Genomic DNA, 12,704 nt, shown 5'->3' on the forward strand with positions numbered 1-12,704 from the left:
CGCAATAGTCACAGGTGAGAGATTGCCGGTCTTTTTAAGATTGTGTTAGGAGATAGCGATCAAGCTACCCTCAGTTGCGCGGCGTCTAATATTCACTCCGCGCACGGCCCGACCATGGAGAACTTCCAGATCTGCGGGTCTCTATCTCCAATCAACAGCATGACTTAGGGCGGCCCTCGGCCGCCCTTTTTTAATGCATCGGCCTAATCGGCAAGAACGCGCGGCGAGGGGAAGGTGACTTCCACCAGAGTGCCTTCGTTGGGAGCGGAGTGGATGGAAAACAGCGCCCTGTTGGCATCCACCATCGCCTTGGTCAGCGGCAAGCCGAGACCGGTGCCGTCGCCGCGCTGGCGCGAGTTTGTTGCCACCTGGCGAAACGGCTTCATTGCCTGTTCCAGTTCCGTGCGCGTCATGCCGACGCCGGTGTCGCGAATGCGAAGCACGACGCTGCCATTGCCCTCGTAGGACGTTGAAACGACGATCTGGCCGCCGGATGGCGTGAAGCGGATGGCGTTGGAAAGGATATTCAGGGCGATCTGCTTGATCGACCTCAGATCGGCAACGACATTCGGCACCGACTGCGAAAGCCCGGTGCGGATGATCACGCGCTGTCCGTTGGCCTGCGGCTGGACGATCGATACGGCTTCGGCGATCGCCTCGTTGAGGCCGACGGCGCCGAACTCGAGTTCCATCTCGCCGGCTTCGATCTTCGAGATGTCGAGAAGATCGTTGACGATATCGAGCACATGGCGACCGGAGCGTCCGATGTCGCCGGCATATTCGACATAGCGCGCATGGCCCATCGGCCCGAGCCGCTCGCTCGCCATCATGTCGGAAAAGCCGATGATGGCATTGAGTGGCGTGCGGATCTCGTGGCTGACGCGGGCAAGAAAGTCGCTTTTGTGGGCGTTGGCCGTTTCAGCCGCGCGCTTGGCATTGCGCAGGTCTTCCTCCGTGCGCTTCCACTGGGTTATATCGCGGATCACGGCGCAGTAGCCGTTCGACGAGGTCAGTACGCCCATGGTCATGAACAGCGGCACGAACCCGCCGGATGCCTCGCGACCGATGACCTCGCGTCCGTCGTTCAAAACGCTGGCCACGCCGTTGCCGGTGAGCCCGCTCAGATAATCGAGCACGGCCTTCTGGCTCTCATGGGCAAACAGCATGACGAAGGGTTTGCCGCGCGTCTCCTGCTCATCATAGTTGAACAGCGCGCTGGCCGAGCGATTCATCGACCTTATATCGCCTTCCGGCCCGATGATGGCGACGCCATCTGTCGCGGTCTCGAGGATCGATTGCAGTTCCTCCACCTCGACCTGCAGCTTGGCAACCTTTTCCAGCATGCGTTCCGGACGGGGCTCTTCGCGGCTGTCGATCCGCGTCGACAACAGCGCCTCGCCATCCTTCTCGACAGGCATCAGCGCCAACATCAATGCGCTGGCATCTTCCCAGCGGATGGATTGCAGCCGGGCAGTGACCGGCACCAGCGCGTCGTCGGCTCTGACCACCATCATCACGCCGGAGCGTTCTGTCTTGTCCTGCAAATCCTCCCGCTGCAGCAGCGCATCGATGCCGCCAACCCCTTCCAGCTCCGCCAGCGAGGTATAGCCCGTTAGCCGCATGAACTCGGGATTGGCGTGGATCAGCGTGTCGCCGGCATGGACGAGGACCGCGACGGGCAGCTGATCGACCACAGCAGCCGACAGCCCGTCGGTCATTTTCACGCGCGGCGGAATGGCCGTGTTGAGAACATCGAGCGCGTTGAATTCGTCGCCGCCTTCACGTCCCTCCACAGCATCGGCAGGTTCGGGCGTGTCGGAGCCTTCTATATCGTCGTTAGCCGCCAGCAGCGGCGTCGGATAAAACGCATCGAGCTCTGCCGCAGGCGCTTCCGGCTGCTCGCTCTCGTCATCTGTCGGATCGGCAGGGGCGGCATCCGTCGGTTCTTCGCCACGCTTGCCGAACGGCTCGAGCTGCTTGGCGATCTCGCGGAAGGCAGCCTGCTCTGCCAGCGACAGGCCGTCAGTCAGGTTCTGCCGCCGTTCATGCAGCTGGATGATCTTGTCGGAAAGCCTGCGGGCCGGCGTCTCTGATATCTTCAGGGCGGGCGGTTCGACGTGGAACGGCAGCTCCGGCTCGTTGGGTTCGAATATCCGCTCGGACGGTCCATCCAGCGGCTCGACGCTATCAGGCACATGCTCCGCCTCGACGGCGGACGTTTCGTTCTCATCAGTGCTCTCGTCGAAAACCACCGGATCTGCGACCGTGGCTTTCTCATCCGGATGCTCCGGGTGCAATGCATCAGCCGCTTCGTTGCCTGACGCGGTGTCATCGATGGCTGGCAACCCCAGGGTCAGCCCGGTCCGCAGCGGGTCCTCCGTCGCGTCCGACAGGCGGACGACGCCAAAGCCTCTGAAGCCGTCGAACTCACGGCTGCGCGTATAGGTCGGCAGAGCCGCAAGATCGACAGGAACCGTCAGGCTCGTTCCCTCGACCGGCCAATGGATGGTCCGCCCCGACCATGTGTCGCGACGGGCAAGCAACTCGGCGATCTTGCCATCGGGATCTAGGTGGAACAGCGTCGCGATATCGGCAAAGGCGACGCCTGCGAGAGCCTTTGCATGAGGCCCGACAGCCTCGGCGAATTCCCGCGAAATCTCGCTGAAATGGCCCTCTGCATCGATCTTCCAGACGAAGCGCGTCGCACGTCCCTGCCGATTGAAAACGAAATGCTGCGGCTGATCGGTCTCGGGTGCTGCAGCCGCAACGGCGTCCGCTACGGTTGCGGGCTGGGCGATATCGACCGATGCGGCTGGTGCTGCTTCCTGTTCGGACGCAGCCGGCTCCCGTGGCTCGATCTCCGCATTGGCAGTGAGGGGTTGATCTTCACTCGGCTCCCGATCCGGCACTTCCCGCTCAACGCTTGCGTCATCCGTCGAAGCACCCTCGGTGTCGTCCGCTGACAGCTCTATGTCAGGCGAAAGTTCCGAGCCCCGCTCGGGTGATGCATCGGTCGAATCCTCGACATGCGTTTCCGCATCCTCATTCGTCAGGGCCGCAGTCTGCTCGTCCTCGGCAATCTCGTGATCGGCGTCGTCCTCGTCGCCATCGTCCTGCACGGCAGGTGTCGCCGGTTGCTCGGGCTCCTCGACGGCGTTGGGATCGCTTTGTTCGATGGCGGCAATTTCTTCCGGTTCGTCTTCGACATCTTCGATCTCGGCAAGAGCATCGATCGCCGCCGAGAACTCCCGTGTACCGGGGTCTAACTGATTGGTTGGTTCGTCGGCGCTCGAAGATGGGATGGCGGCGTCGGTTCCAGCTTCTTCCGAGACGCTCTCGACGTCGCCACGATCTTCATGAACATCGGCAGGCGCTTCTGCGGCGGTAGTCGCCCTAACAGCAGCTGGCTCGATATGGGCGGAGCCATCATCGGCGACGGCTGCCGTCGTTTCGGCCTCTGCCACCGGCGTTGCCAAGGTTTCGGCCGCCGCTGGCACCACTGCCGAAACGGTTTCAACGGGATCGAGATGGCCGATGACCATTTCGACGACAAACAGCAGATTGAGGGCTGGTGTATCCGACAGGAGGCCGATGGCGGCGGGTAGGTAGCCCTGGCCGGTCCGGATCGGCCTTTTGATCAGTCGCTCCGGCTGGCCACCGGCCATTGTCACCAGCATGCCCGCAGTTTCCGTCGTGATCCCGAGGGCTGCGAAACCGGGCGAGGCGGCGATGATCTCGCCGTCGCGGCCGATGACGGCGATATGGGTGTCGGGATCGTCGAACCCGTCGAGCATCCGCTGCGCACGCTCGGTGGTCTCCAGCGGTTTTGCGGAAACCGGGCAGGAAAACAGGATTGCGTCTTCGCCGGCCGGGGTGCGGATCTTCTCGACTGCCGCATTGGCAACAACACGCTGGAACCCTGCCGCTATCCGGATCAGGAAGCTGCGAGTATCGCCGACGGCGACCAGCTGGTGCGCAGTGGCTGCAATCTGGCGGAAGGATACGTCACCGGGCCGGGCGCCCTGGTCGAGAAAATCATAGATGGCCGCATAGCCGAAAAGGTCGGCGCCGGCGCCGTTTGCCCACAGCACCCGGTCGAGTTCGACCGAGAACAGCGCCATCGCTTCGCCGCGCGCAAACCGGTCGCGGATGCTCGGATGAACGGCAATGTCGATGAACGGATACTGTACTGCCGGCATTGTCCAACCTGATGTTCGAGCCGAGGCCTTCTCGCATTAACGTTTTGTTAATATAGGTGACGCTCCGTCCGGTCCAGCAAGTGCCAATGCTTTCGCCAGAAAGGGTTAATGGACGGCCCCGATATGCCGCCGCAAGCTCTCCGCAATGCCGAAGACACGGCATACCCGCTTCATGACATCACTATCGGCGTTGCTACCTTATCCACAGCCGGCCGATTTTCAATCGCCCCCGATGCGTCATCCACGGCCTTGAGGCCCCATTGGCGCCCAATCCGGCAACGAATATGCGCGCGGAACAAAAAGAGGTTCTTTCAAGCACGACCGCAGCTACATCGTGCCGCCGGGCCAGAGCCGGGGCCCATAGGCATTTTTCTCAATTCGCCGAGATAGGGCTTGAAAAAAAACTGAACTCCCAGTATTTCACCCGAGTTGCGTCCAGACGCGGCATGTGCGGTTGTAGCTCAGTTGGTTAGAGCGCAGGTTTGTGGATCCTGAGGTCGGTGGTTCGATTCCACCCAACCGTACCATTATTTCCATTTTCTTTATGACGCTTCGTTTAGTCAATGGACGGACGCCCGTAGTGGGTTGATGCCTGATCATACGGCGCAATACCCAACTACCAAAAAAACCTCACAAACCACGCTTTGCCTGCTGGCGTTGACGCTATTCGGTCTTAAACTGGGCGCAGATGCGGATTGGGGATGTTGGCGTCTCCAGTCCAGTTTTCAAGCCCGGTGAAGGTTTTCATGCGTATCCTGCTTATCGAGGACGACCATATCCTTGGCTCATCGTTGAAGAAGGCCATGGAGAAGCATGCCTATGGCATCGACTGGCTGCGGGACGGCGAGGCGGGGCTTGCGGCGGCCGAGTCGTCGGAGTTTGCAGCCATCGTGCTGGACCTCAACCTGCCGAAGCTGAATGGCATCGGCGTCCTCAAGGCGTTGCGCAAGCAGGGGAACGATGTGCCCGTCCTGCTGCTGACCGCGCTCGACAGCGTTCTCCAGAAGGTCGACGGCCTCGACCAGGGCGCGGACGACTACATGGTCAAGCCTTTCGATCTCGACGAGCTGCTGGCCCGTTTGCGCGCCCTGATCCGCCGCCGCGAGGGGCGCGTCGAGACGACAATCCGGTGTGGCGAGGTCGAGGTCGATCCCGCCGCAATGGTGGCCCGCCGCAACGGGCAGTCGGTGCCGCTGACGGCCAAGGAATTCCATCTGCTCAAGCTGCTGATGGAACGCAGCGGCCGCTACGTCACGAAGAACGATATCGAGTATGCGCTCTACGACGCCCAGAACGCTGTGGAGAGCAACACCACCGAGGTGACGATCTACAATCTGCGCAAGAAGCTGGGATCGGAATTCATCAAGTCGATCCGCGGTGTCGGATACATGATCGAGCGATGACCCGGGCAACGCTCACCAGCAAACTCTATCTGCGCATCATTCCGGTCATCGTCATTGCCATCAGCGTGATCGGATTGCTGGCGTTCAAGAGCGCCCGGCACGAAATCGACAATATTTATGATGCCCAGCTGATCAACGAGGCCAATGTCCTGTGGGGATTGCTGCAACGGCCGCTGTTGCGCCAGACGGACGATCCGCCCCGCAGGATCGACGATATCGACTTCAAGATGGACAACCAGCTGTCCTTCAATCAGGACGCCGACGACTACGCCGACGCGCATATGGTTCGCGCCTGGAAAGACGGGAAAATCCAGGTTTTCAGCAGCACCGCCTTCCAGGCCGACATGCCCGAGCAGAAGGCCGGATTTCATACGATAAATTACAAGGGCGAGCGCTGGCGGGTGTATGCCTTGCCCATTCCCAATACGACGATTGCCATGGAGGTCGGCGAGAAGATCGCGCTGCGCGACAGGCTGATATCGAATATCCTGCGCAACCTGGTGTTTCCGCTCTTTGTTCTGCTGCCGATCATCGCCTTCCTGATCTGGCTCGGCATCAACCGGGGGCTTGCCCCGATGAGCGACTTCGTTCGGCAGATCCGCCTGCGCTCGCCCGACGACCTCTCGGCCATCCCCGTCGAGGGCTTGCCGCTGGACCTGATGCCGCTCGGCACCTCGATCAATCAACTACTCGACAAGCTAGGCCACTCGCTCACCCTGGAGCGGCGGTTTTCGGATCTCGTGGCGCATGAGTTGCGCACACCGCAGGCAGGCGTCAAGCTGCTGCTGCAGATGCTGCGTGACACGGAGGCGGGTCGTGAGAGGGATGCGATCGTCGCGGATCTGGTCGAAAGCAACAATCGGGCGATGCACCTGATCGAACAGCTTCTGCGACTGGCGCGGGTCAGCCATCACCCGCTCAAGCTCGATGCGGTTCCGCTCTACCACCTTGTGGCGTCCATCGCGGCCGGTTTCGGCAGCCGCATCACCGCCAAGCGGCTCGACCTTTCCCTGCAGGGCAGCGAAGACGCCGAGGTGCTGACGGACGAATCCCTGCTGCAGCTGATGATCAGCAACCTGCTCGACAATGCGCTGAAATATACGCCGGAGGATGGTAAGGTCGAGGTGACGATCATGCCGGATGGCGAGGCATGGCTGCTGTCCATCGACGACACCGGTCCAGGCATCCCGGCAGACCAGAGGTCGGCGGTTTTCCAGCGGTTTTACAGGGTGGACTCACCGCAGGAGCAGGGATCGGGACTGGGTCTGGCGATCGTGGCAGACGTGGCGACCCGCCTGGCTGTCACCATCGATCTGTCGACGCCCAGCTGGGGATACGGCCTCAGCGTCCGTGTCCGCCTGCCCGCACCTGCGTGAACAGCCTCCGAGCAGCTGCAGCCATCAGTTTCATATCATCGACGCTTGCTAGTCACGCGCGCTCTTGCAAACTGGAAACCAGACGTTGTCGCGCAAAACGGCCATCATCGTCGGCAACGGAGAATTGCCGGCCGACCTCTCGCCTGTCGTCGATGCGGCCGATTTCGTCTTGCGCTTCAACGAGCCGAAACTCTCCATCGGCATGAGCGGAACGAGGACCGACCTCTTGATGCTGGCGACGTCCAGCAAGCCGATGCAGCGGCGCCTCCGCGATTCGGCCTTCTATACCAGTCCGACATTCCAGGCGGCTAAGACCGTCCTGCTGGTCTATCATCCTGCGATCCTGCGCACCTATCATCCGAAGCCAAATATATTGTCGTGGCTGAAGGGCCGCAGGTCTGACTGGACGCAGCAGACGATCGAGCGCGTCGGGTCGGCTGGAAAAGAGATCCGCATCATGCCGCCGCAGTTCTACAAGGCCGGGTGCACAGAGCTTGGCCTGTCCGAGGCCGACATGCATCGGATATTCCCGAGCACCGGCTTTTTCGGACTTTACCATTGTCTGCAGCAGTTTCCCGCCGACCGGTGGGACATAAAGCTCTGCGGTTTCAGCTGGGAGGGATGGAAGCGCCACAGCTGGGACGGCGAGCGGAGTTGGGTGGCAAACCACGTTGCCGAAGGCCGGCTCACGCTGATCGGCCCTTGATCGCCGACGAGGTTGCCGCCGCTCTTCAGTTTGGCTTCACTTTCACCTAAGGCATCGATCAGATCCGTCTTCTAGACCGTCCATGGCCACGAAACCGAGGACGTATCGATGCACAACGCCTATCATCTGGAGCGGCCGCAGACCCTGGGCCTGCAGAAGCGTGCGACGAGCGTCGAAACCAGCCTGTCCTTGAAGGTGGAGCCATCCGCAAGGCCGCAGACGATCAAGGCATTCATCGTCCACCTTGGCCGCGCAAAGCAGCGTGCGGGCCAGGTCGAGCGGCTTGTGGAAACCTTGCCGGTGCCGGCCGAAGTCATCGAGGCCGTCGATGGCCTCGCTCTCAGCCAGGCCGACAGGGAGCGCGTCTACCACCGCAATCTGCATAAGCCGGCCTATCCCTTCCAGTTGAGCAACTCCGAGATCGCCTGCTTCCTGTCCCATCGGAAAGCCTGGGCGGCCATCGTCGAGCAGGGGCTGGATGCGGGCTTTGTCATCGAGGACGATGTCGAGCTGACTGCAGATTTCCCGGCAGCTTTTGCGGCTGCCAGCGCCTGCCTGACGCCGGGCGCATTCGTGCGCTTTCCGTTCCGGGACAACCGCGAGAGCGGCGAGGAAGTGTTTGCGCAGGATGCCGCCCGCGTCATCCGCCCGCAGGTCATCGGCCTCGGCATGGTTGCCCAGCTGGTCAGCCGTGGCGCCGCGATCCGCCTTCTGCAGGCCACCGAGATATTCGATCGGCCTGTCGACACGATGGTTCAGATGGAGTGGCTTTTGCATCTGTCACCGCTTACGGTGCTGCCGGGTGGCGTTCGCGAGATATCGTCGACCCTCGGAGGCACAAGCATGAAGCGCCACAGCACCTTCGCCGATAAACTGACCCGCGAGGTCATGCGTCCGCTGTACCGGGCCAAGGTGGCATTTCGTTCGCGATACTTCGTCTGAGGATCAGGTTTGTCCGTTCCCATCCTCACCTACCACCAGATCGCCGTTCCCCCGTCGCGTCGGATACCGTTTCGGAGCATGGCCGTGCATCCGGATGATTTCCGGCGGCAGATGCATTTGCTGAAACGGTTTGGTTTCCAGGGCCTGTCGCTGCGCGAGGCGCTTCCCTACGTCAACGGCAAGAAGAAGGGCAAGGTCGTCGCCATCACCTTCGACGACAGCTATGCCAACGTTCATGAAAATGCCTTGCCGGTGCTGCGCGACTGCGGATTTACAGCGACGAATTTCGTCGTCGCCAATCAGATCGGTGGCCGCAACGAATGGGATATTCCGCTGGGCGTCCCGCCGTCGGCCTGCATGAACCTCGCACAATTGCGCGAATGGACGGCCCTCGGCAACGAGATCGGCTCCCACACGATGGATCACGCCCGCCTGCCGGACCTGTCGGCCGAGGATGCATGGAACCAGATTTTCCTGTCGCGGGTTGCGCTGGAGGATACGATCGACGACGAAGTCTCCTCCTTCTGCTTTCCCTACGGCGACGAGCGTTCCCTGCATCGCCAACTGGCGATAGAAGCCGGTTACAGCGTTGCGACGACGACCTGGCGCCGGCGGGCTCGCAAGTGCGACGATCCTTTCGGGCTGCCGCGGCTGACGATCCGCCGCAACGATTCATGGCTGCATTTCCTGAAGAAATGTCTTGTTGGCTAAGCGGGGGGCGTGCGTTTGCCGGGATCTGAAGCGCTGAAGCGAAACGCGTCGGAATGGCTTGTCGTCCTGCTATGGGTTGTAACCGCATCCGCGACGCTGATCGAAAACGACGCTTATCGCTACAGCGGCATTCTTCTTTTCGCCTACGGCCTGTATCGCTATCTCGCAATGGCAGAAAGACCGGCTGTCGGTTTGCCGGCATGGCTCTGCGTCGGATGGGGCAGTTACGCGCTCGGCCGCTTCCTGCTGCAATATCTTCTGGGAGCGGGCCATCCCCAGGGGGATGGCGAACTGATGTATGCGATGCCGCTGGCGTTCCCGAGCCTCGGCTTTGCGATGTTCATCGGCTGGCAGCAAATGCAGAAGGTGATCGCCACCTATTTCGGCGTTGCCCTTGCCACCCTGCTGTTCACCACCCGTTACCGGGCGATCATGGCCGGTGAAACCGTGCGGCCGCTGATCCAGCACAATCAGATCCACGGAGCGGTATGCTGCGGCGTCATCCTGATCTCCGCCTGCTTCTGGTTTATCCATTGTCGCAAATGCCCGACGGTCTCAAGGCAGTTGAGGACCTATGCCAGCATCGTCGCGCCGCTTGTCGCCATGCTCTGCATCTTCTGCATCTACGGGGCAAAATCCAAGGGCGTCTGGCTGGCGCTCGGCTTCTCCGGCCCCTTGCTGCTCCTGTCCATCGTCGGCTGGTTTCGCTCGAAGGCCGGACTCGCCTTCATCGGCTGCTTCGTGCTGTTGCTCGCAGCCGGCGGTTACTTCGTCTGGGGCAATCTGGAGAAAACTGCCGGACCGACCTTCATGGCGACCACGGGGCTCTATCAGGACATCGCTGCCGGAGAGCCGATCGGCAAGGCCGTGGCGGCCCGTATCGATGATGCGACGACGCCAAGGGCCATGGACGAACGACTGCAACTCTGGTCGAACGCCTGGGAACTTGTTGCCAGTGCGCCGCTGTTCGGCCTCGGAAACGCCTGGGAACCGCGCTGGCACAAGACCCACTATACGTCGGTCGACTACAACGCCATGCACAACGGATATCTGGAAATTCTCGTGCGGTATGGCGCGGTTGGTAGCGTATTTCTGGCTTTCATGGCTGTTGTCATGCTGCTTCAGGTCCAACGTGCCGCAAAGCTCGGCCTCGTTCCCCCGGCGGCCTTCCATGGCTACCTTCTCGTGCAGATATTCTTTGCCATCACGCTTCTCAGCAACTCCAACAATCGGCTGGCAATTGGTGAAACCATCATCATGCTGAGTTTCACGTTCGCGTTGGCCTGTAATCTCAGGATCCGTGCCAGCGCCAGCGAGGCGCGCGAAGGCATCGTCCTGGAGCGAGCTGGCACTTAAGTCTTCCTCAAGCCCAGCCGCCCACCGCATGTGTGGCAAGACGGGCTGCGGGGAGGGCGATCATGGCAAGCGGGAGCAAAAACCGAGGGTCCGGTTTGTGGCCAGGAATGAAGCATCCGACCATGCCGAGGCAGAGTGACAACCAGAACGCCTTCAGTGTGCTGACATCGGCACAAGCGAGAAAAGCATAGGACGCGAAAAACATCGCTGTCCCGCAGGTGGAGCGCGCAATGATGGCGCAGGGGTCGTTTGCCACGTCCGTGAATGTTATCTTCGAATGCATGCCGCCGCTCCCCGTCTATACGCTAGCAAAGACGAAGTGACCGATCCAGTCGTTCTGCAGCGGTACATGGAGTTATCGCTTCTCTTGCCGGTCGCCGATACGTTCAGTCGCGGGCAAGGTTGCGGATTTGTCATGGAACCGCTCCGACCGATTTCCGTTGAATGGATGACGGGAGATTTACATGAACAAGACACTTCTCTACGGCGCCACAAAAGTCGATGGTTCCACCGCCGTATCAAGCCTCGATATCTACCAGTGGAAAAGCCGTGTGCTGGTGATTTTTACGGACACCGACAACGCGCGCTGCAGCCGGCAGGAAAACCTGCTGCTCTCCGACAGGGAGGGACTGCAGGAACGTGATCTGGTCGTTCTGAAAGTGACGCAACACAACGCGGATGCGGTTTTCGGTGATGCCGGCCCGTTGGATGCGGACCGTCTCCGGGAAGAACTGGAAGCGCCTGAAGCCGGCATCTTCGCCGCGATCCTGATCGGCAAGGACGGCAGCGTCAAATTGCGTGCGGTCGAGCCGGTTGCCTGCGAGGAACTGTTCGAGATCATCGACGGAATGCCGATGCGCGCCGCAGAGACCACCCGCCAGCAAGACCGCTGATTTCCAATCCGCAAACCTTTGAAAGGAGCACCAATGTCTCAGCCCCTGAAGCCCGAAGAACAGCCCCCGATGCCGGCCCCGGGATGGACGCCTGTCCCGCCTATCGGCGAGCCAGAGCCCGACACCCTGCCGGACGAGGTGCCGCTGCCCAATCCGGACGAGAACGACGAGCCGCCGATGCAGGTGTGATCCTGCCCCTCAGAGAAACATGCCTCTTTCGTCGGTGACCAGTTCCTGAAGATAGTCGACGACGGTCCGGACGCGTATCAGGTCGCGTGCGGACTCGTGATAGGTCGTCCAGTAGGCCCGGCGTATGCTGGCGTCCGGCAGGATCTGGATCAATTCCGGATATTGGCGGGCAATATAGTCGTGGAGGATACCCACCCCTGCACCAGAACGCACCGCTTCGGTCTGGCCGATAGCTGTCGAGATTTCGAATGACGCATCCCAATTTCGCATCACCTCGTTGGTGAAGGCGAGGGACGCGGTGAAAATCAGATCCTCGACATAGCCGATCCGGAGATGCGATTTCAGGGCGTCCACGCTGCCTGGCACTCCGGCGCGGTCAAGATAGGCCTGCGAGGCATAGAGGCCGAGCGAATAGTCGGTGAGTTTCGCCGATATCAGGCGCCCTTGCTCAGGTCGCTCCAGCGTGATGGCGATGTCGGCTTCACGCTGCGAGAGCGAGAACGAGCGCGGCACGGGGACCAGCTGGATGCGCAATTCCGGATGCCGGGCGATCAGCTTGCCGAGCCTCGGTGCGAGGAACGATACGCCGAAGCCGTCAGGTGCGCCGATACGCACCGTTCCGGCTACCGTGCTGTCGAGGTGCCCGACGCTCGCCTGCGCGCGCAGCATCTCGGCCTCCATCCTTTCCGCAGCATGCAGGAAGATTTCACCCTCGGCCGTCAGTTCGCAACCGTTGGTCCGGCGCACCAGCAGCCGCGTCTTCAGCCGCTGCTCGAGCGTCGTCACCCGGCGGCTGAGCGTTGCGTGGTTGACGCCGAGCCGTTTAGACGCGGCGAGGATCTGCCCGGTCCGGGCGACGGCGAGAAACATGCGAACGTCGTCCCAGTCCATGATCGACCTTATGTCTATTTATGCACAACGGTTGATTA

At 61.2% G+C, this 12,704-nt stretch carries 11 protein-coding genes and 1 tRNA gene; 9 read left to right on the forward strand and 3 right to left on the reverse strand.

Annotated elements, in window-relative coordinates; genetic code table 11:
- Window positions 1-203: 203 nt before the first annotated feature.
- Complete coding sequence (locus J5274_RS07510; RefSeq protein WP_224128230.1) at window positions 204-4,199, reverse strand: ATP-binding protein; 3,996 nt, start codon at window positions 4,197-4,199, stop codon at window positions 204-206.
- Between the two features lie 450 nt (window positions 4,200-4,649).
- Between J5274_RS07510 and J5274_RS07515 the strand changes: the two genes are divergently transcribed.
- The 7 genes from J5274_RS07515 to J5274_RS07545 all read left to right on the forward strand — a co-directional run bounded on the left by J5274_RS07515 (window position 4,650) and on the right by J5274_RS07545 (window position 10,693).
- A tRNA-His gene (locus J5274_RS07515) sits at window positions 4,650-4,726 on the forward strand.
- Window positions 4,727-4,945: 219 nt separating this feature from the next.
- Entirely contained in the window at window positions 4,946-5,602 is a 657-nt protein-coding gene (locus tag J5274_RS07520; RefSeq protein ID WP_142824054.1) for a response regulator, read from the forward strand.
- Entirely contained in the window at window positions 5,599-6,978 is a 1,380-nt protein-coding gene (locus tag J5274_RS07525) for a HAMP domain-containing sensor histidine kinase (protein WP_142824055.1), read from the forward strand. The genes J5274_RS07520 and J5274_RS07525 overlap by 4 nt, the downstream gene beginning before the upstream one ends.
- Before the next feature lie 85 nt (window positions 6,979-7,063).
- Window positions 7,064-7,684 carry a glycosyltransferase family 29 protein gene (locus J5274_RS07530; RefSeq protein WP_142824056.1) on the forward strand — a complete coding sequence of 207 codons (621 nt, stop codon included), beginning with the start codon at window positions 7,064-7,066 and terminating at the stop codon, window positions 7,682-7,684.
- Window positions 7,685-7,792: 108 nt separating this feature from the next.
- Entirely contained in the window at window positions 7,793-8,626 is an 834-nt protein-coding gene (locus J5274_RS07535) for a glycosyltransferase family 25 protein (RefSeq protein WP_142824057.1), read from the forward strand.
- 9 nt (window positions 8,627-8,635) lie between these two features.
- A complete protein-coding gene (locus tag J5274_RS07540; RefSeq protein ID WP_142824058.1) occupies window positions 8,636-9,337 on the forward strand; it encodes a polysaccharide deacetylase family protein in 702 nt (233 codons plus the stop codon).
- A 15-nt stretch (window positions 9,338-9,352) separates the two neighbouring features.
- Window positions 9,353-10,693, forward strand: a complete 1,341-nt coding sequence (locus J5274_RS07545) for an O-antigen ligase (protein ID WP_142824059.1) — start codon at window positions 9,353-9,355, stop codon at window positions 10,691-10,693.
- 7 nt (window positions 10,694-10,700) lie between these two features.
- On the opposite strand, the gene J5274_RS07550 is transcribed toward J5274_RS07545, so the two are convergent.
- Window positions 10,701-10,976, reverse strand: a complete 276-nt coding sequence (locus J5274_RS07550; protein ID WP_142824060.1) for a hypothetical protein — start codon at window positions 10,974-10,976, stop codon at window positions 10,701-10,703.
- Window positions 10,977-11,157: 181 nt separating this feature from the next.
- Between J5274_RS07550 and J5274_RS07555 the strand changes: the two genes are divergently transcribed.
- Both J5274_RS07555 and J5274_RS07560 read left to right on the forward strand, forming a co-directional pair.
- Entirely contained in the window at window positions 11,158-11,586 is a 429-nt protein-coding gene (locus J5274_RS07555; protein ID WP_142824061.1) for a DUF4174 domain-containing protein, read from the forward strand.
- Window positions 11,587-11,619: 33 nt separating this feature from the next.
- On the forward strand, window positions 11,620-11,775 hold the full coding sequence (locus J5274_RS07560) for a hypothetical protein (RefSeq protein ID WP_162854765.1): 156 nt from the start codon (window positions 11,620-11,622) through the stop codon (window positions 11,773-11,775).
- A 9-nt stretch (window positions 11,776-11,784) separates the two neighbouring features.
- Here the strand turns inward: J5274_RS07560 and J5274_RS07565 are convergent, their stop codons facing one another.
- Window positions 11,785-12,666, reverse strand: a complete 882-nt coding sequence (locus J5274_RS07565; protein WP_142824062.1) for a LysR family transcriptional regulator — start codon at window positions 12,664-12,666, stop codon at window positions 11,785-11,787.
- Window positions 12,667-12,704 lie beyond the last annotated feature (38 nt).

The sequence above is a fragment of the Rhizobium sp. L51/94 genome (assembly GCF_019355555.1).
Taxonomy (GTDB): domain Bacteria; phylum Pseudomonadota; class Alphaproteobacteria; order Rhizobiales; family Rhizobiaceae; genus Rhizobium; species Rhizobium rhododendri.